Source organism: Leptospira ainlahdjerensis (genome assembly GCF_016919175.1).
In the GTDB taxonomy this organism is placed as follows: Bacteria; Spirochaetota; Leptospiria; order Leptospirales; family Leptospiraceae; genus Leptospira; species Leptospira ainlahdjerensis.
Genome location: NZ_JAFFPU010000082.1, coordinates 56,698 through 76,695 on the forward strand (window position 1 = coordinate 56,698; position 19,998 = coordinate 76,695).

The 19,998-nt window shown below is 43.7% G+C and carries 18 protein-coding genes and 1 pseudogene; 10 read left to right on the forward strand and 9 right to left on the reverse strand.

Annotated features, from left to right (window positions below; genetic code table 11):
- The first annotated feature begins 44 nt into the window (after nt 1-44).
- The 3 genes from JWG45_RS21655 (at nt 45) to JWG45_RS21665 (ending at nt 1,878) form a co-directional block, all read left to right on the forward strand.
- Entirely contained in the window at nt 45-809 is a 765-nt protein-coding gene (locus tag JWG45_RS21655; RefSeq protein WP_205281685.1) for an SDR family NAD(P)-dependent oxidoreductase, read from the forward strand.
- A gap of 51 nt (nt 810-860) precedes the next feature.
- A complete protein-coding gene (locus JWG45_RS21660) occupies nt 861-1,367 on the forward strand; it encodes a winged helix-turn-helix transcriptional regulator (RefSeq protein WP_205281686.1) in 507 nt (168 codons plus the stop codon).
- 163 nt (nt 1,368-1,530) lie between these two features.
- Nucleotides 1,531-1,878 (forward strand): hypothetical protein, encoded by a 348-nt coding sequence (locus JWG45_RS21665; protein ID WP_205281687.1) that lies wholly within the window; start codon nt 1,531-1,533, stop codon nt 1,876-1,878.
- 87 nt (nt 1,879-1,965) lie between these two features.
- On the opposite strand, the pseudogene JWG45_RS22365 reads toward JWG45_RS21665, so the two are convergent.
- Together JWG45_RS22365 and JWG45_RS22370 are read right to left on the reverse strand one after the other, a co-directional pair.
- Nucleotides 1,966-2,532, reverse strand: a pseudogene (locus tag JWG45_RS22365) (hypothetical protein).
- Entirely contained in the window at nt 2,469-2,825 is a 357-nt protein-coding gene (locus JWG45_RS22370; protein ID WP_232380820.1) for a hypothetical protein, read from the reverse strand. The pseudogene JWG45_RS22365 and the gene JWG45_RS22370 overlap by 64 nt, the downstream one beginning before the upstream one ends.
- A 697-nt stretch (nt 2,826-3,522) precedes the next feature.
- Between JWG45_RS22370 and JWG45_RS21675 the strand changes: the two genes are divergently transcribed.
- From JWG45_RS21675 to JWG45_RS21685, 3 genes are all read left to right on the forward strand, one after another.
- Entirely contained in the window at nt 3,523-5,742 is a 2,220-nt protein-coding gene (locus JWG45_RS21675; protein ID WP_205281688.1) for a PAS domain-containing sensor histidine kinase, read from the forward strand.
- 35 nt (nt 5,743-5,777) lie between these two features.
- The gene (locus tag JWG45_RS21680; protein ID WP_205281689.1) at nt 5,778-6,185 is read left to right on the forward strand and encodes a nuclear transport factor 2 family protein; all 408 of its coding nucleotides are present in this window, start codon (nt 5,778-5,780) and stop codon (nt 6,183-6,185) included.
- A gap of 105 nt (nt 6,186-6,290) precedes the next feature.
- Nucleotides 6,291-6,848: an NADPH-dependent FMN reductase gene (locus JWG45_RS21685; RefSeq protein ID WP_205281690.1), complete on the forward strand. Its 558-nt coding sequence runs from the start codon at nt 6,291-6,293 to the stop codon at nt 6,846-6,848.
- Between the two features lie 27 nt (nt 6,849-6,875).
- Here the strand turns inward: JWG45_RS21685 and JWG45_RS21690 are convergent, their stop codons facing one another.
- The 3 genes from JWG45_RS21690 to JWG45_RS21700 all read right to left on the reverse strand — a co-directional run bounded on the left by JWG45_RS21690 (nt 6,876) and on the right by JWG45_RS21700 (nt 9,245).
- A complete protein-coding gene (locus JWG45_RS21690; RefSeq protein ID WP_205281691.1) occupies nt 6,876-7,754 on the reverse strand; it encodes an alpha/beta hydrolase in 879 nt (292 codons plus the stop codon).
- A 330-nt stretch (nt 7,755-8,084) separates the two neighbouring features.
- Complete coding sequence (locus JWG45_RS21695) at nt 8,085-8,420, reverse strand: hypothetical protein (protein ID WP_205281692.1); 336 nt, start codon at nt 8,418-8,420, stop codon at nt 8,085-8,087.
- A gap of 204 nt (nt 8,421-8,624) precedes the next feature.
- The gene (locus JWG45_RS21700; RefSeq protein WP_205281693.1) at nt 8,625-9,245 is read right to left on the reverse strand and encodes an adenylate/guanylate cyclase domain-containing protein; all 621 of its coding nucleotides are present in this window, start codon (nt 9,243-9,245) and stop codon (nt 8,625-8,627) included.
- A 324-nt stretch (nt 9,246-9,569) separates the two neighbouring features.
- Between JWG45_RS21700 and JWG45_RS21705 the strand changes: the two genes are divergently transcribed.
- Both JWG45_RS21705 and JWG45_RS21710 read left to right on the forward strand, forming a co-directional pair.
- Complete coding sequence (locus JWG45_RS21705; protein ID WP_205281694.1) at nt 9,570-9,851, forward strand: hypothetical protein; 282 nt, start codon at nt 9,570-9,572, stop codon at nt 9,849-9,851.
- A 228-nt stretch (nt 9,852-10,079) separates the two neighbouring features.
- Complete coding sequence (locus JWG45_RS21710; RefSeq protein ID WP_205281695.1) at nt 10,080-11,522, forward strand: M20/M25/M40 family metallo-hydrolase; 1,443 nt, start codon at nt 10,080-10,082, stop codon at nt 11,520-11,522.
- Between the two features lie 50 nt (nt 11,523-11,572).
- Here the strand turns inward: JWG45_RS21710 and JWG45_RS21715 are convergent, their stop codons facing one another.
- Nucleotides 11,573-12,919, reverse strand: coding sequence for a di-heme oxidoreductase family protein (locus JWG45_RS21715; protein WP_408611670.1), 1,347 nt, complete (start codon nt 12,917-12,919; stop codon nt 11,573-11,575).
- Nucleotides 12,920-13,105: 186 nt separating this feature from the next.
- Nucleotides 13,106-14,644, reverse strand: a complete 1,539-nt coding sequence (locus JWG45_RS21720) for an RCC1 domain-containing protein (RefSeq protein WP_205281697.1) — start codon at nt 14,642-14,644, stop codon at nt 13,106-13,108.
- A 670-nt stretch (nt 14,645-15,314) separates the two neighbouring features.
- Here JWG45_RS21720 and JWG45_RS21725 point away from each other — a divergent pair.
- Complete coding sequence (locus JWG45_RS21725) at nt 15,315-16,790, forward strand: NADase-type glycan-binding domain-containing protein (RefSeq protein WP_205281698.1); 1,476 nt, start codon at nt 15,315-15,317, stop codon at nt 16,788-16,790.
- Nucleotides 16,787-17,398 carry an LIC11469 family lipoprotein adhesin Lsa20 gene (gene lsa20, locus JWG45_RS21730; protein ID WP_205281699.1) on the forward strand — a complete coding sequence of 204 codons (612 nt, stop codon included), beginning with the start codon at nt 16,787-16,789 and terminating at the stop codon, nt 17,396-17,398. The genes JWG45_RS21725 and lsa20 overlap by 4 nt, the downstream gene beginning before the upstream one ends.
- Nucleotides 17,399-17,515: 117 nt before the next feature.
- Here the strand turns inward: lsa20 and JWG45_RS21735 are convergent, their stop codons facing one another.
- Both JWG45_RS21735 and JWG45_RS21740 read right to left on the reverse strand, forming a co-directional pair.
- A complete protein-coding gene (locus JWG45_RS21735) occupies nt 17,516-18,244 on the reverse strand; it encodes an MORN repeat-containing protein (RefSeq protein WP_205281722.1) in 729 nt (242 codons plus the stop codon).
- Nucleotides 18,245-18,288: 44 nt separating this feature from the next.
- Nucleotides 18,289-19,998 (reverse strand): glycosyl hydrolase family 67, encoded by a 1,710-nt coding sequence (locus JWG45_RS21740; RefSeq protein WP_205281700.1) that lies wholly within the window; start codon nt 19,996-19,998, stop codon nt 18,289-18,291.

Genomic DNA, 19,998 nt, shown 5'->3' on the forward strand with positions numbered 1-19,998 from the left:
ATAAGTAGTTTCAAAATTAAACCAGTATAAAGGAGGGTTTGTTTATGAGATTTAAGGACAAGGTGGTTTTGATTACGGGCGGAAACGGAGGTATCGGTTTTGCAGCGGCTAAATTATTTTTGGCTGAAGGTGCTAACGTGATCATAACCGGACGGGATCGAGCCGCGTTGGATGCCGCGGTAAAAAACCTGGGGGATCGTGCGAGGGCTTATCGAGCGGACGTTTTAAACAAGGACGAAAGGGAGTTTCTCTTTCAAAGGATTCAAGAAGAATTCAAGACGTTAGACGTCGTTTTCGCGAACGCAGGGATTCTGAAACCGACTCCGGCGGCGAACACAACGGAAGAGATTTTTGACGAAGTCCTCCGAGTCAATGTAACAGGAGTTTTTATGACGATCCAAGCGGCTCTTCCCTTACTCAAAAACGGCTCCTCCATAGTTCTCAACGGCTCCATTATTAGCACGATCGGGTCCATCGGAACTTCCGCGTATGCCGCGAGTAAGGCGGGTGTAAGTTCCATGACGAGAGTCCTCGCTTCCGAATTGAGTCCGAGAGGAATTCGTGTTAATATAGTAGTTCCGGGTGCGACTATGACTTCGATCTGGGGAACGACGGAGGCTGCGAACGAAAGATTGGAGAAGATCAAAGTTTCGATTCCTCTTCGAAGAATCGGAGATCCAGAAGAGATCGCAAAAGCGGTTTTGTTTCTCGCATCGGATGATTCTTCCTATATGCAAGGAACAGAGATCGTCGTCGATGGAGGAGCTAGCGGTTTGCCTGCGGGAGCTCCAATTTATCTTGCCAAGTAAGTAGAATCTTTCAGACCTATATTATACTCGATGAAGGAAGGGGGCTTTTGAGTGAAGCGCAAAAATTTGGATGAAGACGACTGCCCTATCGCAAGGTCCCTTTCCGCAATCGGAGAATGGTGGTCCCTTTTGATTCTCAGAGACGCCTTTATGGGTAAAAGAAGATTCGGAGAATTTGAAAGGAGTCTCGGACTTGCAAAGAATATTCTAACTTCCCGTCTTCAGAAATTGGTTTCTCAAGAGATTTTGGAAATTGTTCCCGCTTCCGACGGAAGTGCGTATCAAGAATATGTTCTGACACAAAAAGGAAAGGATCTTTTTCCGATTCTCGTTTCTCTCAGGCAATGGGGGGAGAAATATCTTTTTGACTCTAAAGAGATAAACCAAGTGCTCGTGGACGAACTTTATCAGAAGCCGGTTCGTAAAATAGAAATCAAATCCCAAGATGGAAGAGAACTCAAATCCAAGGACGTGAGGCTTCTTTTTTTAGATCAAAAAAGTAAAAGCAAATCCGCTAAGAAAAAAATAAACTCTAATTCGGATCGGTCCAAATCGTAAATTCCCGAAAACTATAAGCTCTAAAAGAAAAACATTCAAAAAATGTGAAATATTATTTGAGAATGTAGAATATCTTCTCCATTCCTAAAAAATGAGATTTCACAAAAGGACTCTCCGGATGATTCGCTGTTAACCAGAGTTTATCAAAAGGGTATCAATTCCAATGACCGAAAAACAATTCAGTCCTTCTCATTTTGGAATTTCTCCGGAAGAGATCCGTTACAAAAAATTCGTAGAATCGATCTATGAAAAACAAAACGAGGGTCCGCATCGGTACGGCGGTGGAAAAGTCGACCTCACCTTTATCAGCGAGCTTTTTAAAATCATCTTCGCGTGTTATTTTTCGGATCTTATATTTCGAGACTTCACTTCACGTAGAAGACAATCTTTCAGTTTTTTTCTTCAGACAAAGAGCAAGCTCTATTCTTATCTTTCCAGTTGGGCGTTTCGGAGCATCTTACGATCGACGGAGTTCTTGAAAATTTCAAAGCTGAACTTCCTCTCTGTATGAGATGATTTGGCCCGACGCGCTCGCGGCATACTAAGGCGATCCCGCTGCTGAAAGTGTGAAGGAAGTCATTCTTGCGTATTCCGGTTTTTACGCGATCACGTCATCCATGCGAATGGCGGTGGACCAATAAAGAGAAATCAAATAGAACCCGATCGCGGAACGGTTGATTCCCATAAATCGAACCGATAGTACAGGAGTTTGTTCTCCGGACAGTCTCGGTTGAAAGAGGCCGATCACGCCTTGTTTTTTCCGACTCGGATAAGAAGGAGGTTCGTTTTTCCTTCCGTGGATTTCGGTTTACTTCCCCTGTTTACCAATAGTTTATCGCAAGGAATGAATTACGCCAAAAAGGAAAACCGAAGTGGGTGGAACTCCTCTGCGTGTAAATTCTCTTCCAAAAGTGGCAATTGCAAGGGGATGTGTTAAAAAGAAAGAAGGTTCTTTTCAAACTTTTGTGATTAGCTCGTCGAGATCAGTAGGAGGGCCCTTGCGCGTTGAGATCCTTTGATTTTTGGATGTGTGTTTTAAAAGTTCGTATTCTTCATCGTCAATGAGCTCATTTTCCTGCCGTTCATTAACGCTCTCGATTGTTAAGCGAAGTTGTTTTTTGATTTGGTCGTTGAGGCGTTCTGAATAAATCCGAGATTCTCGTATGAACGTCTAAAAAGGTTGAAATAGCGCTGAGAGTTTATACCCTCGGTTGTTCCTTGTAGTTTACGAAAGCTTCTTGTCGAAGTTGTTCGTCCTTTTGTCAGAACTTCCACGCTCGTATTGTCTTTGACTCGATTGACTCTGAGGGTGACGGATTCGAGCGGTTTCCAGTCTAAAAAGCGAACCAGCCTGCGCGGTGTGATAGCTTCTCCGTACTGGGGAGCAATTCTGTTAGTGTTCGCTAATTTATCTGCGGCGTTGTCTCCCAGAGAATGTTGTAAGTTCGTATCAGTCACACCGATTTCTCCTAAGTTTTAGATTCGGTTCATTCTTGTTCTGGAACGTCAAAAAGACGTAAATGGTCAATAAGAACCGTCGTGCATTCGGCGGAATAAATGTATAAGATAATGATCATATCGATAGTATATTATTTATTTATTAAATACTATCACTACACTCTAATAAGTTGTTTCTTGCTTTGTATTCTTTGAGTTTTTATGCTTAGAATCTTGTCGAAAAATGAAAATCATTTTTTGGCGTTCTTGTTGTATCGGGTGAGTTTTTATCGAAACGAATTTCGGGTTTTGCGGTTTTATGAATTTACTGGAAAGATTGATTCCAGTGCGTTTTTTTAATTCTTCTATGGATGAATCCAAAAAGGAAACTTAGATTCCGGGAAAGGTAAGATTTGAACCCTCGATTTTCGTTTTGGAAATAAAAAAGAAGGATCCGATTCGTATGCGGTTTTGGTTATTTTGTTTTCGCTTGCGTCTTTTTTTCGGTTCCCGGTTGAACAGAATTTTTTATTTCCATTCTTTCCGGGCCTTTAGCCTTCTCACATGAAAACGAGCCGAGCGGAAAACGGATTCTCCGGACTTTTGCGCTTGACCTTTTTTTTCTTTGAATCGAGAATTTACGGCGTTTCCATCGTTTCTTTGAAGTGATTTCACTGATAACATTCAATGATCCCGAAATTCTAAGATTGATTTTACGATGATTCATATCCTTCAAACGATCCTCGAACAAGCGCACGCAGGCTACTGGGAGAAAAATTTCCAAAAAAAATCCAATTATCTTTCCCCCGCATGGAAATCGATGCTTGGATACGAAGATCATGAACTGGAAAACTCGATTCGAAACTGGCAATCCCATATTCTATCCGAGGATTTGATCAAAATTCGAAACGAATTCAGAGAATATCTCAGAACATTCAAACAAAAACTTTATGAAACCGACATTCGTTTTCGACATCGGAACGGAAGTATCGTCTGGTTTCGGTGCACTTGCAAACTTGTCGAAATCGATCCCAAAGGAAAACCTCTGTTGATACTCGGGACTTACTTCAATATCACTGAGTCCAAAAGAATCGAGTCCGAGTTGACCTTAACGCTGGATCGTCTTGCCCTTGCTACAAAGGCGGCGAAGGTTGGAATCTGGGATTTGGATCTGATCGAAGATCGCCTAACGTGGGACGACGCCATGTATGAATTGTACGGAGTAAGGGCTGATACTTTTTCGGGAGCGTATAAGGCTTGGGAGGCGGGGCTTCATCCCGAAGACTTGGAACGTTGTAGAATCGAACACAAAAACGCGGTCGAAGGATTCAAAGATTTTGATATGGAGTTTCGAGTGATCTGGCCCGACGGAGCGATCCGACATATCAAAGCGATCGCGATCGTTCAGAGAACGGCTTCCGGGAAAGCCTTTCGTATGGTGGGAACGAACTGGGATATCACGGAACATAAGAATTCGGAAACCGCTCTCAAGGAAAGTTACGAACTCACAAAGGTTTTTATCGAAAAAGCTCCTTCCGCGATTGCGATGTTTGATACTAACATGTGTTATATGGCAGCCTCTCAACAATGGATTAACGATTACGGTCTGATCGGGAAAGAAATTGCTGGGCTGTCTCACTACGAGATTTTTCCGGAGATAGGCGAAGAATGGAAACAGATTCATAAGGAATGTTTACAAGGTAAGGTTCAAAGAAGGGATGAAGAATTGTTTGTTAGAAAAGACGGAAGTTCCCAGTGGATCATCTGGGAAGTGCGCCCTTGGTATCGATCACAAAACGTAATCGGCGGGGTTTTGATGTACACGGAGGATATCAGCGCCCTCAAACGGAAAGAATTGGAAAGAAGTCGGTTGGAGGAAATTCTTACACGAACAAACGAAGCCGCGCAGATCGGGTCCTGGGAATTGGATCTTGAGACCAAAAGAAGAGTTTGGAGTAAGGTCACGAAGGCGATCTTCGAATTGCCGGAAGACTATACTCCGACCGGAGAGGAAGACTCGCGTTTTTTTAAAAGCGAACTGGAGAGAAAACGATCGGCGGATATTTTGGAAGAGTCTATCCTTTCCGGAAATACTTTTGACTTCGAGGTGGAGATCGTCACCGCAAAAGGAAATTTTGTTTGGACGCGGACGATCGGAAAACCCGAATATCTCAACGGAAAGTGCATTCGTGTTTCCGGCACGTTTCAAAACATTCAGGAACAAAAGGAAAGGGAATTCGCCCTCCAAGGAACCTTGGATATCGTCAACGATCAGAATGAAAGACTTTTGAACTTCGCACATATCGTCTCTCACAACCTTCGCTCTCACGCGGGAAATATCACGATGCTCCTCAAAATTTTGGAAGAGGCGACCACAGAGTCAGAAAAAGAGGAGATGATCGGCTATATCCGGAAGGCATCGGACAGTCTGATGGACACCGTTTTGAATTTGAACGAAGTCGTTTCCATTCAAACAAATAAGAATATTCAAAATACTGAAATTTCTCTCAGACACTCCATCGAAAAGGCGTCTCAGACGATCCGCGGTGAGATACAACAAAACAACGTTCAAATTCACAATCTGGTCTCGGAATCTATTCGAGTTAAGTGTAACACCGCGTATCTGGAGAGTATTCTTCTTAATTTTTTGACAAACGCGGTCAAATACAGACATCCTGAAAGGGCCCCGGAGATCACTCTCAGCGCGGAGTATCAAAAAAATCGACTCGTTTTGAGTATTCAGGATAACGGTCTCGGGATCGATTTGGATAAAAACGGGGATAAACTTTTTGGAATGTATAAAACGTTTCATAATCATCGAGATTCCAAGGGAATCGGATTGTTTATCACCAAAAATCAGGTGGAGTCTATGGGAGGAAAGATCGAAGTGGAAAGCGTCATCAATCAGGGAACGGTCTTTCGAATTATTTTTTCGTAAAAATATATTAAAAAATTGGAATTTAGAAGGTAAGAATGAGTCTTGAAGAAAACAAACGGATAATCCGGGACTATTTCAATTTTATGAATGAGAAAAAAATTTCGCAAGCCGTAGAATTGTTAAGCGACGAACTCGTCTGGTGGATCGTCGGTAAAACCAAGGTTTCCGGAAAAAACGACAAAAGGACCATACAAGTCGGTTTTAAACTTTTACACAGAACGTTCTCCGATTTTCATTTTATCCTTCATGATTTTACCGCCGAGGACGATCGGGTATCTCTCACTGCGGAGTCCAAGGGAAAACATACGAACGGAAAACTCTACAACAATCACTATCATTTTCTTTTTACGATCAAGAACGGTAAAATCCAGAATGCGAAGGAATATCTGGACACGGAACACGCAATCTGGATCGAACAATCGGAATCACAATCGACTGCTTGAGGAGTGTTTTTTTACCTTCCTAAACTAGGTTTTGTCCGAAATGAATCCTTTTTTGGAAATATTTTTTAGCCCGATTTTCGATTTGAACGATCTAAATTCTACGTTATGAAAATTCTTGCGATCTCGGGAAGTCTTCGTTCTCAATCCACAAATTCCGCCTTATTACGAGCGATCACAAAGTTGGCTCCGTCTGAAATGGAAATTACAACCTATGAAGAGTTAGGCGAACTTCCTCATTTTTCTCCGGACATCGACGGAGATAATTCTCCTCAAGTAGTTCGAAGATATAGGGAAGCTTTAAACAATTCGGACGGGGTTTTGATCTGTACACCGGAATATGCGCACGGAATTCCGGGTGTTTTGAAAAATTCATTAGACTGGGTGGTGGGTTCAGGAGAATACGTGAACAAACCGGTGATGGCTCTGAGCGCTTCTCCGTCCTATATGGGAGGCGACAAGGCTCATGCTTCTTTGATGCAAACGTTAAAAGTTATGAATGTAACCGTTGTGGAACCGGCTTCCTTTTGTGTCACTCTCGCTCGTAAAAAAATGAACGATCAAGAGGAACTCGTGGATGCCAAAACCAAGGAAACGTTTCAAAAAGCATTCTCCGAATTTTCAAAAGTAATTCACTCTTCGATGCGGACGCGCGCAGAAGATTAAACTTTGAAAAGATGGAAACGGAGAACTTTATTTCGATCTTTTTTTAGGGTTAATCTTTTTTTTCGCAGACCCTTTTGTTTTTTTCGCTGTGATTTTTGTTTGGGAAAGATTCTTATCGGGAGAAAGATAGGACTCGATTCTTTTTGCGACATTCTCCCATCCCTCGTCGAGCATAAGATTGTGCCCCATATTCGGAAAAATTTCCGGTTTTACTCCGTATGCGTTCGCGGTAAGGGTCACCTCCCAAGGTGGAAAAAATCTGTCCTTTTCTCCGCCGATCACGAGCAGAGGAGTCTTTATTTTTTTAGTTTTGGGAAGAGATAGGGCGAGCATTCCAAGAAACGCCCAAAAGGATTCGTCTTGGAGACGGGAAGCGTAGTGGAAAGCTTTTGTGTCGCTTAACAATTTGGAGAAAAACAGTTCCTGACTCAGTTTCGGATCCTCCACGAACGGAAACAACGAAAGAGTTGTAAGAACTTTTAAGAAACGAATCGGGTGTTTGAATAATAATTCCAGGGTGATTCTAAAAACACCGTAAGGTGGAACGCTCGCGAGCAAAACCGCTTTTGGAATATCAGCGGTTTCTAATGTTTTTTGAACGACCAGCCCTCCCATGGAATGTCCCACCAAAACCGTGGAGTCGGGTAATTGAGCTAAAACTTTTCGAACGTCTTGAACATAGTCTGAGATCGAAGTCCAGCGAAAGGAACCGATGCTCGGGCTTTTCCCGTGGCCCCTAAGATCGAGAGTATAAACTTCGTATCCCGCTTTTTGAAAGTAGGGAACAAAATTTTCGTTCCAACACCAAGCGCCATGCCAAGCCCCATGTACAAAAAGAATCGGAGGTTTTTCCGAGGTCGAGGATTTGGAGGATTTTAGGGCTGGTTTGTGTTCGTAGTGGACCATAAGCGGATGAAATGTCTTCGATCCTTTCCGGACTGCAACGAAAAAACGAGCCGAGTTTTTTTAAGAATTTAAAAAGCGGCCACTCGAAGAGAGCCAAACGCGCGTTTGTCGAAAAAAAAATCACCGTTCGGATTCAAAAATCAAGCTGATCGGAATTCAAACCGGGTAAGATAGGATCCCTGCGTAGAAGTCATTTGTTGATTCTATCGATTCGTAAAGGGGAAGAAAAGTGGCATAGGGTTTTTTGCCCTATGCCGTCTCATTGGCTTGAGATTTGAGTGTGAGGGGAATATTAAAAATATTCAATTTTTTAGGAACCTTTTACGGCCCTCAGAGGGGGCATCTTTTGGAATAAGAACCCTGGATCAATTTTTCACCTTTATTTGCTAAGTCCGGAAAAAGACGAATGTTGACACCGTATAATTTCTGAGCGTCCTCAAGTTTCCGAAGACAAATCGAAACTTCTTCGGATTCAGGTCCTTCGGCTCTTTCGATTTTTTCACATTCACATTTCGTTTCACCGAGAACGGTCGCATATTCCACAAGTGCGGCGAGCTGGGAATCCGACTTCGTTTTACAATTTTCGAAAACGGAAATTGAAAAGAAGACACAAACTATAGATAGAAAATTTTTTATCCTAGAGCGATTTTCGAATATCAGATTCATGACGATTTCCAAAAGATCGGATCGATCCTTCTCATAAGGAGGATAAAACACCTCGTCCGAACGTCATCAGAGGATACGTTTCTTTTGGGAATGAGTCAAGGAGGAATCTAAGTCGTTCCCCGTTTCGATGGAGAATGCCATAGGGGCTTTCACCCTATGGCAACGTGGAAAGTTGAATCTACATTCTAAAATTAGAATATAGATTCAATAGAAGAGTCGATAGGCTTTTGGAGTTCCTGCCGGAGCATCCGGTAATTCTTCAAATCGAAGGTGCTTTTCCCGGACTTGTTCGAAGACGGATTGTGTGACTAAAATTTCTCCCGCTTCCGCCGTATCCTCTCCGAGTTTGCTCGCGGTGTTGACTTCGGAGCCGAAAACGTCCGTATCTCCGATTTTCAAGACCTTTCCGAATCCGAGCCCTACGCAGAGAAGTATTTTTTCTTCCGGGATTTTGTCCTGGTTGTAGTTTATAAGAATCTGTTGCATTTTGATCGCGGATTCGATTCCTTTTCCCACGTTTCGAAAGATCACCAGGAAACTATCTCCTTCGGATTTTAAAAGAATTCCGTCGTGATCTTCGATGATCGGAATGAGAATTCTTTCTGATTCGTGGATGGTTTGCAAAAAGTGAATGATCCCGAATCTTTCGACTCCTCTGGAAAAACCGGAAAGATCCGTAAACATCACACACCATTCTTCTCCGAAAAGATCCCAGATTCTTTGATCGACTAATGTTTTGTCGGCTCCGGGTTGCAATCGATCTTGGATCAATTTTTCCAATCTGTCTTCGGAGGCGCTTGCTCCGATCGTTCTACGAAATGCCATAAGACCTCTTTGGAGAATTTAGAGATGAATCCAAACGAATTCAGAATCCAAACGTTGTATTCAGAATTCACTTTCTGTCAACGGGAAACTGAGAGATCTCGCTTTTTCTTTGAGGAATCGAGCCGGGTGGCTGAAAGGAACAGACGTTCTACAAGAATAAATTCTTTCCTATAAGATAAAATTTTTGCTCACAACGGATCTTGTGTTCCTCTGGAGGGGGAAGAAGGAAGAGAATCTCTCAAAAAAAAGAACCACTTCCAGGAGCTTAGAATTAAAGAATCAAGTCGTGTTTATCACAGAGCAGTCCGCGGTCAAGGAAGCGCCGTGGTCGTTGGAATCGACGTCGCAAAACCACTTTCGCATCCCGCATACACGTTAGGCAACGCGGACGAGTTGGAAAATCTCAAAGAAGAAGCGGAGACTTTGTGTTCGAAAATCATAGTCTTTCGGCGATATCTTCGAAACGAAAAGGACGTAAGGACGGCGGCCAAAGGAACGTTAGATGCTTTTGATGGAATCGAGATTCTTTTAATAACGCGGGGCGCGCTTACGTTTTGTTCACAACTTACGGAAGACTCCCGGGATCTAGGGTTGACATCAACTTGAAAAAAGCTTGGCTCGTTGTTAGGAGGATCATTCCGATTCGCATCGCGCAAAAGTCGGCGGATCATCAACATTTCTTCGATCGCAGACCTCGGAGGAATGAATCGTCTTTCACACTACGCAGCTTCCAAATGCGGATTCGCGGATCTTTTGACACTTTTAAGAATTTAGATCGATGAAAATTCGCACGATGATTTGATTGTCTCTTTGACAAAAGATGGAAGGTAGATTATGATTTTCGTTCGCATATCTTCGTGGTTCCTGTGTTTTATTCTGATCGGTTGTTTTTATTCTTCTCCGATCCGAACGATTCCCCTCAAACCGAATTCGGTTTCCGTCAACTGGGAAGAACGAACAAAGGAAGCGGTTCGGATTCTTCAGGATTTGATTCGAATTCGTACGGAACGAAAAAACGAAATCGAAGTCGTTCGTTATCTCCAAGCTCTTTTACAAAAGGAAGGAATTCCTTCGAAGATCTACGCTTCGAAAGAACATCCAGAACACGCAAACTTGGTCGCGGTTCTCGAACCCAAAAAGAAAAGCTCACTCAAAGGAATTATCTTGGGTAATCATAACGACGTTGTAGAAGCCGACGAATCCGAATGGACCGTTCCTCCTTATTCCGGTCAGATCGTAGACGGAAAAATTTACGGAAGAGGGGCTTTGGATATGAAAGGCCTTGCTGTGATGCAACTCGTCGCGTTTTTAGAATTAAAACGTTCCAATATAGAACTCAAACGAAAAGTGATGTTTTTGTCGCTCGCTGACGAAGAGAGTGGAAGTCTCTGGGGCGCCCGGTATATGGCGAAGGAACACAAAAGTATATTCGAAGATTATGATACGATGTTAAACGAAGGCGGAGTTGCCACCAAAGACGTGGGAATTCCGGGTTCGACGATCTTTAACATTCAATACGCCGAAAAGGGAAACCTCTGGTTAAGACTGAGAGCAAAAGGCCAGAGCGGCCACGGGAGCGCGCCGACTTCCGATTATGCGACGTTGAATTTGATTCGGTTTTACGAAGAGGTTTTAAGTTACGACGTAGGGGTTAGAATCACGGAAGAGACCAGAGCTTATTTCTATCAGTTGGGAAAAGTCGCTTCCTTTCCCACTTCCTTTTTTTTGAAAAATGCGTCTAACCCCTTGATCAAACCCTTTCTCACCGGAACTCTCAAAAAAAGCAAACATCTCGCGGCGATGACGAGTAATACGAAAGCGATTACGGGAATTCAATCTTTGGAAGGGGGCGGATACAACGTTCTTTCCGGAGAAACATTAGGAAAATTGGATATTCGAGTACTTCCGGGTTTTGATACGAAAGAATACTTCGAAAGAATCAGAGAACTCGCCAAACCGTACGGAGTGGAAGTCGAAATCGAGGACGATATCGGTCCGGATGATTCTCCTCTCGAAGACGAACTCTTTCAGATTCTCGCGAACGTTTCCGTTTCTAATGTTCCCGGAAGTGTCGCTGCTCCGTTTATGTCTTCGGGAAAAACGGATAACGCACGATTTAGAAGAATCGGGATTCGTTGTTACGGACTCAATCCTGCCGTGCTGACTTCAAAGGACACGGAAACACTTCACGGGAAGGATGAAAACATCAGTATCGAAAACTTAAAACTGGGGTCCCGGATTCTTTTTGAAACTCTCTATCAGTATGTGACTCCTTAGAGACTTTTCGAACCGGCGCGGAACACTTTGGCTTGGTTTTCTTCGCGCTGTTACAAGGATTTTAAAAAGTTTAGAAGATGACTCCTTTCTCTGATATCTAATTTTAGAAAGTAGTTTTTACTTTTTTCGGCTTCTCCTCCGTGCCAGAGAATCGCTTCAGTCAAATTCCGCGCCCTTCCGTCGTGAAGATAGCGGGTGTGACCGTTCACTTCTTCAAAAAGTCCGATTCCCCAGAGAGGAGGAGTTCTCCATTCTCTTCCGTTCGCCTCCCCGTCCGGTCTTTGATCGGCGAGCCCTTCTCCCATGTCGTGTAACAAAAGGTCGGTGTAAGGACGAATCGTCTGATTGGATAGTTCGGGAAAATCCGCGTCAGAGCGAGTTAAGATTTTTGGAATATGACAATTTTTGCAACCTGCCTTGAAGAATAATTCCTTACCGAAAAGTACGCTCGAGTTGGAAGCTTTTCTCCGGGCAGGAACTGCGACGAGCTTCATATAATTCGTGATCGCGTCTATTTTGGATTGTGGAATCTCAGGAGCTCCTCCGTTAACGGCGGCTTGACATTGGGTCTGGCCGATCAAGCAGTTTTCGTCTGGGAAGAGAGGGGAAGTGATTCCCAGGTCACCCAAAAAGGCGGCTGAATTTTGAAGGATCAAATTCGGGTTGTTCGCTTTCCACCCGAATCTTCCCAGGCTCGAACCGGAACCGGTTTGATTCTGAATGTAATTTGGTTTACCGGAAATTCCGTCACCGTCGAGATCGTCCGGATCCGCAAAGGAAAGAATCGTATTTTCGGGAATCGCCTCCAATAGACCGAGCCCGATTACTTGTTGAGGAACCCTCAGAGAAGTTTTGATGTCGGTGGGAAAAGCCCCATATCCTAAATTCGAAAAATTGAATATAGGAAAACGAAGGTTATAGGTCGAACCGTCAGCAAATTTGCCTTCGATTTCTTGATAGGTTAAAGTCGCGGTTCCTTCCTTGGATACTCCCGCGACGGAGTTGGGTTGAAACTGGCCTCCGTATTGTGGATCCGGAGAATGGGAATTCGGACCGGAACTCAATCGTATGAGACTGAAAGTTAGAGCCTCTCCGTCTTCTTCCAGGGCTCTTCCGTTTCCGATATGACAGCTAACGCAAGAATTGGAATGGAAGAATGGACCAAGTCCGTCCCGATCCGGGAGGGTCGCCGAAAAACCCGGAATCCAAGGAACCTCAAAAACGGCTTGTCCCACGGTAAACTCCGAAATCACGTTCAAAGAAGAATCCGGTGCAAACTGACGAAAAGCGGAAGCTCCGATCTGAAAACTAGTCATCCGGTTTCCTCCTTGGTATTCCTCTCCAACTTCATAATCCCAGGGATTCACCGAAGGGAGATTAGAGAGGACGAGAAGGATGGAAGCGAGTTCGAAACAAGAGAGATCGGAGGGACAATTTTCATTCTTCGGAATTTGACAACCCACAAACGAAAGAACCAAAAACCCTGCGAAGAAAAACCGAATTCTCCAATAAGCCGCTGCCTTAGAAGGAAAAAGACGAAACGTATAAATCGAAATTTTAGTACACATTCTAAATAGTGAATATTAAGGAAGGTTTATGTAAACTGGAGTCGCTGCTCCCCAGTTCGTCTGAAGATCAGGCCTTCCTAGAGAACCTTTGAAATTCCAACCCCAGCCGTAAAGCGAGCCGTCCGCCAGAAGGGCGAAGTTGTGGGTAGCCCCGCATCCGAAATGGACAAGATTTTTGATGCCGATTACTGCGCTGCTGGGCGTGTAAATTTTTGTAGTGGCGGTTTCTCCGATCCCGAGATTGGCCGTGGCACCGTTGGCTCCCCAACCCTTAACACTTCCGTCGCTTAAGACCGCAAAGCTTTGGGTTCCGCCGGCCCAAACGGATACAGCATTTTGAATATTCAAAACTTCTGCTGGAGTGTGGCCGGGGGTCGGAGAGCCGCTTCCGCCGATTCCAAGTTGCCCGCTTGCATTCAAACCCCATGAATAGACCTTACCGTCGGATTTGAGCGCGAGAATATGATCTCTTCCGTTTGCAATCTGTTTGATTCCGCTGAGACCCGCAACTTTTAGAGGTGTAGAATGAATCGTTGTATTCGTATCGATCGCTCCGTTTCCAAGATTACCGTATTGATTTCTTCCCCAGACATAAACTTCACCGTTTGTGGTAAGCGCTGCGGAATGTTGAGAACCTGCAACGACCTGGATGACGTCGCTAAGTCCCACAACCGAAACCGGTGTGGAGGAGATGGTTGTCGCGGTCATCCCGGTTGCTCCGTTTCCTAGTTGGCCTACGTTATTCAAACCAAAGGAAAGAATTGTTCCATCCGATTTCAAAATGAGTCCATGATCAAAGCCGTATGCGCCCATCACCGCGTCGTTGACACCGGGAATTTCGGAAGGTGGCAATCGAGGTCCGGCGTTGGAAGGAGTTGTGGGATCGGTGTTATTGCTTCCTATTCCCAATTGGCCGTTTGCATTGGTTCCCCAGGTAAAAACTTTGCCGTTCTTTAGGATCGCCATTGAATTGTTCTGCGTAAAATGAATGCTCGAAATTTCTCCGATCGAATTCAACTTCGTGATGATATCATTGATCCCGTCTCCCGTGGAAGTTCCGGTTCCGAGTTGACCGAAATTATTTCTTCCCACCGTGTAGACGTTTCCGTCTTTTAAAAAGCCGGAGTGAGCGGCTCCCGCGGAAAGCTTGGATCCGAAGTAAATATGAATTTCTTTTTGTAGGATCTCCCCGTCCGGACCTTTCCATCGAAACTGAAGTGTATTCTCTCCGTTGACCGGTTTGAAAGCAGGAACCTTAGTCAAAAGATTCTTTTCTTCGGAGTTGATGGAGCCTGTGTTTACAAAAGCGACCCTTTCTCCGTTTCGAAATACCTCCAAAGTTCCACTTTCCTGCGTGGAAACCGAAGGTTCGAGTTGGTATACGGAGACAATTTCTCCTTCCTTGGGAGAAACGACTTCAAAAACACCTGAGGAGGAAGAATTCGAATGTGCCAGTGCTAAACCAACGGATGCAAGCGCATTGGCATCGGAGGCTTTTTCGCCACAATTCAGAATCCAGAGAAGGCTAGCGAGGGAGAGTAGTTTGGATTTCATAATTTCCTCTTATTTTGATAATGAGAGTAATTCTCAATATCAATCTAGCCATCCAAAAGATAAGTTGGCTTGCGTCAAGAAATTCTTCTGGATCGAAAGAGAAATCGGGGCTTGTTTTTGGTTTGAAAGATCCATCCAAAAATGCACTTGGGATCTCCAGAGATTCGCCTTGTCGGAGCTACGACGCCCTTCTGTAAAAGTCGCGCGCCCCACCCCAAATTTTGGGTGGAGGGGTGGGTGGCGGAAGAATTCCGGAAGCTTTCCTCTATCACAAAATCAAACTTTTCGCAAGAGAAAATTCTCTTGTAAGAATTCCTACAAAATTCCTTGTCTCAGGAGCTTTCTCGTTGCACCGCCTTTGAGTTCATATCCTTACCCACAAGTTGTCTGGGTTTTCAGTTAATTTGTCGGAGCTACGACGCCCTTCTGTAAAAGTCGCGCGCCCCACCCAAATTTTGGGTGGAGGGGAGCGGTGGCGGGAAAAATTCCGGAAACTATCCTCTATCACAAAATCACAGCTTTGCAAGAAAAAGTCCCCGTGTCGGAACTCCGACAAAATCTGGGGTATTTTGAATTGTTTTTTTTTCGCAATTCGTGAACGAGGATATGCATTTGACAGAGCTGGGAAGATTCTTAAACTCGTGAAAATTCTTTCCTGGAGAATTCTTAGATGAATCGTAAAGCGAGTATTCTTATCCCAATCCTTCTTTTGGCGGTCGGTTTTTGGAATTGTAAAAAAGAACTGAGCGTGTCGATGGCCACCTCCACTTCCTTAAGCGACAAGCTCGCCTTTGCGGCGTTAGGTGGAGGTTCCTGGAAACCCGAAGAAGGCGCTGAATTTGTAAAAATGCATTTTTATCCGGACGAAGGTTTTCAATTAAAGAAGGTGGAAGTAGATTCCTGTAAGGGAGAATTTACGGATGCGGTCACGGCTTATATCAACTTTGACGAACTCAGCGCTTCGGCTACGTTAAGCGGAACCAAGGCGATCGTTTCCTTTGATAAACCTGTCTACTCACGATCAGTGACAATTAACTTTCGAAAGAATAAGGATCTCTGTATCGGAGAAATCCGTTTTTACGACGAAAGAGACAAACCGTTCTCGCTCAAACTTCCGAAAATCGTGGAAGGTTCCGCCAAAGCTTCCGAAACCGCGAGCCCTGTTTTATCCTACGACGTGATGAATCTTTTTGATTCCCGTTACGAGTATGCTTGGGCTTCCGATAAAAAAGGAAAGGGCGTAACTTTGGATTTTAAATTCAAAGAACCTCAGACCATTAACTCGATCAAAATCTGGAACGGTTATCAAAGATCGGACCAACATTGTTATTCCAACGGAAGATTGAAAACCGCAACTCTTACGGGAGACAACGGTTATGTTCAGAAGATTCAAGTGCAGGATATCCTCGGCCCTCAAGAGATCGTTTTGGAAAAAAGTTTCGAAGGCTCCTCTCTCCGTTTGACCGTCGATGATATCTACGCGGGAAAAATGTACAAAGGATTGGTTCTCAGTGAGATTCGATTCGGAAAGGATAAGAACTGGATTCTTATCAATCCGATTTCGAGATCGCAGACCATAGCGCGGCAAAATCATCTTCAATTCACTCCACCCGATTTGGATATGATTCTCAATCACGGGCTTCGCGGTTCGGAGGTTTCCGCACTTCCGGAAGAAATTCAGAGCACGGAAACAATCGCACAAACGGAATCTTCCGCTTCGACGGAAGATACAAACGGAGTCAGAATCGAATCCAATTGGTCTTTGAGAATGCGTTCGGACGGTTCCTTTTTTATGGAAGGAAACACTCAGGATCAAACGAGCGGAGACACAAGTTTCGTGAATAAGACGAGTAAGTTTTACGCGATCGGAAACTACGAAGTCAAAGAATCGTCCGCCGATTCCTTAAAGTTGAGAGTATTCGGTTATATGCGAAAATACTCATCTTCTTTCGAGGAATCCTATGGAGACATGGACTGCAACGGTTGTGGAAGAGATTGTAACATGGCAGAAACGGATCCGGATAAGAAGGAGATTATCTTTCAGGATTTTATCACGATCAAAAAATTAAACGGAAATATCTATGTTCAGAACACGAGCCCGAGTCGAAAACTAGATTTTAAAACTTTGGAGATGGCTCTCGAGTGAGGTCGTTTCCGGTTTTGATCGCGGTTCTTCTTTCTTGCATTCTTATCATAGAATGTAAAAAAGAATCCTCCGCTTCCGATTCACAATTATGGGGACCGGAGGAAAACGATCCCAATCGTCAGATCCAAGTTTCGATTCTCTGGGAGAAAAAACATTTTCCCTTCGAGATGGAACTCTTTGAAGGAGCTTCCCAGAGACCGGTGGATCTTTGGGCGACTGGTACGGTGAAAAAAATCTCCGATGCCCCGGTTTCTTCTTCGATAGGCGGGAATGGTCTTTATCTCAAACCCGGTTCCAAAAAGAAATTTGTCCTTTTGGTTCGTAATACCAGCGATCAAGACTTTTACTTTTTTGCGGCCCCTCACTCGATGGAACCGGCGGAAAGTTCCTTAGGTTTTAAGTTCAAATGTCTTTGTATCAACCACGCGTTTTACGTTCCTGCGGGAGAAATCTGGTATCGAGTCGTCGAGCTCAGAACTGGGCGAGAGGCGCTTGGAAAAGAATTAAGAATCACTCATACACTCGTGGGGATGGACGAAAAAAGGGTTCAACTCTATCAGAAAAGAATGGGGTCGTCGTCGGGGGCTTCTTCTTCGAACGAGGACTGAAATTTTGTTAAACGAAATCGTCTAAAACGAAAAAACGGACTCTAAAAGTCCGTTTTTTTTACGCTTCCGAAAGATCGAAATATCCCCGTTTCCATTCTTAGAGAGAAGTTTTGGAAATTAATTTTTTCCGTATGGGGATTCCGCTCCGCGTCCGCCGCCGCAAAGAACGATCTTGTTTTGAATTCTGCAGTTCTGTTTGGATCCGTCAAAGGAAGAACTCATGGTTCCTTCCGCAGAATTCCTTTCGTCCTGAAATTCTCCTTCATAGACGCTCGTATCCGGGAAACGAACCTTTCCAGGACCCATCATCGAACCGGCTTGAAACGTTCCTTCTAAAAGGGCGCCGTTTTTAAAGATATAAGTTCCTTTTCCCTCTTTCAGATCGTCCTTAAATTCTCCGTCGAATCTGTCTCCGTTTGCATATTTGATTCTTCCCGGACCGTTTCTTAAGTCGTTTTGAAACGAACCTCTGTATTCATCGCCGTTATCATAGACATAAGTTCCTGTTCCGGAATTACAATCGCCTTGAATACAACCTTTTGTCGGTTTGGCGTCGGGGTCAACGGCTGTGGAACGACTGGATGCGTTCGAGGAAGAAGTTTCCTCTTCCCGGTTTTTTTGCGCCTCGTCTTCGGAGTAGGTCGATCTACTTGCGCCGTTCGCGGTTTCGTTAGAAACGTTTTTTCTGTCTCCCGAGGAACACTGAGTGAAAAGAATCAAAAATACGAGCACGTTTGCGAAAGTTTGGAGCTTTGAATTTTTGAAAGAGACAAAACGAGTCTCCAAGGCGCTAAAGAGAATCATAATTTTCGAATACTGAATCGAAACGTTTCTATCGGAGTTCATAGTCAAAATATTATTATGCAAGGGAAAATCTGTCAAACCGATTTCTATTTTAAGAGTTCCGAGACCGGCATCGCTTGCTGATTGATAAACGAAGGAAGTTTGGAACTTATCTTTTTGTATAAGAATAAATAAAAATGTCTCATAAGAGGAGAAAAAAGGATTCGATCCGGGATTCTCATGTTTTTATTTCTTCGAATGAATAAATTCAGTAAAAGTTTCGACATAAATCCGGGAATTCTTCTGCGGGAATGAATTCTGAATTGATAAGCGTTCGGATAATTTTCCGCGTAGATCTTTGCGAGATGAATCGTCTCTTCCAAAAGATAGTTTTCTCTTTCCGGATCCGGAAGATAAAGAAGTTCGCGACAAAACGCAAAGAGTTGAAACGTATCGTATTGAAAACGAAAGTTATACGGTAGAGAAATTCTTTTTGCGATTCTTCCCATCTCTTTTAAGCTTTCTATCGCGGCGTAACCCGTTAGAACAGACGCTTTTTTGTCTTTGCAAAACGTGTCGTAAAGAATTCTAAAATGATCGCTGATCGTCACCCGATCCCAGGTGATATGAAGCAAAGGTGGAATCCTGACCCTGTGGATATAAAATTCCCGATCCGCAAATCCAGGGTCATAGAGAAGATTCAAAATCACTTCGTCGGAAAGTCTTAGAAATCGGATGAGCTCGGCGAGATGTTTTTTTCCGGAAAACTTTCGAAGACTTTTTTTTACGTTCCAATCCTTTTTAAACAAACCGAGGCAAACAAATGTGTTGAGCTCGTTCCAATAGGAAGTGTCCTTTAAAAACGTAATATTCTTAAAAGAGGACCAACCACCCGTTTGACACCAAACGCTGAATCCCACGAGATTTTTTACTTTTTTTAGTTCTTCTTTGTAAGACGCATACTGCCAGCCTATAAAGGAAGGAAATTCTCCAAAACCTTCGTATTCCCTTCTTGCCTGGAATTCCACAAGTTTGGGTTTTTTATCCTGGAAGAAGAGTGGATTGAGTTTTAGATAACGAAAAAAATCTCCTTCTCCGTATTTCATGGAAATGATCAGATTTTCTTCCGGAACGTTTTGAAAAACCTTTTCATAAGTTTTTACATTCCAGATGAGATCTCCGATCGGATACGCGCCGATCGTCCAAGTTCTGAATATTAAAGTTTTAGAATGTTTTTTGAACACGGGTAGGATTTCTTTGAGAAGCCGATTGGCGTCCTCCGGAGTTTTTAAAAAAAGTTTGCTTTGAAAGTCGCCTTTGACGTCGACTCCGTCGGACTCGCCGATCCTTAAAATGATTCCGTCTATGGTTTCAAATTCCGAGAAGAGACGGTCCAAAACGGAGAGAAACAGGGAAGCCACCCGAGCAAAATCTCCTTTTGTTTCAGCTTCGATATGAGAATTGTAAAATAAAAAATCGCTCGTAAGAAAGACCTTCATCCCGTTCTTCTTTGCCGTCCTAAAAAGTTTACGGTAGGATTTTTTATAGGATTGAATTTTGGAACGAAGTGCGTTCGGATAAAATGCAAAGTCGGCGAGAAAGGAAAGTTCGTCGATGGTGATCGCGTTGTATCCCATACCGTTCACTTTTTTTACGTAAGAATCGAAATTCTCACGTATCTTTTTATGTGTTTTTTTTCTAAACTTTTGATTCTTTTCCAAGAGTCCGATCGGCGCTTTGGACCAGTTCTGCGATTCTCCTGGAGCCTTTACAAAAAAAGGAGCGCTGGAATCAATCAGAGCCAGTTTTAAGTTCAT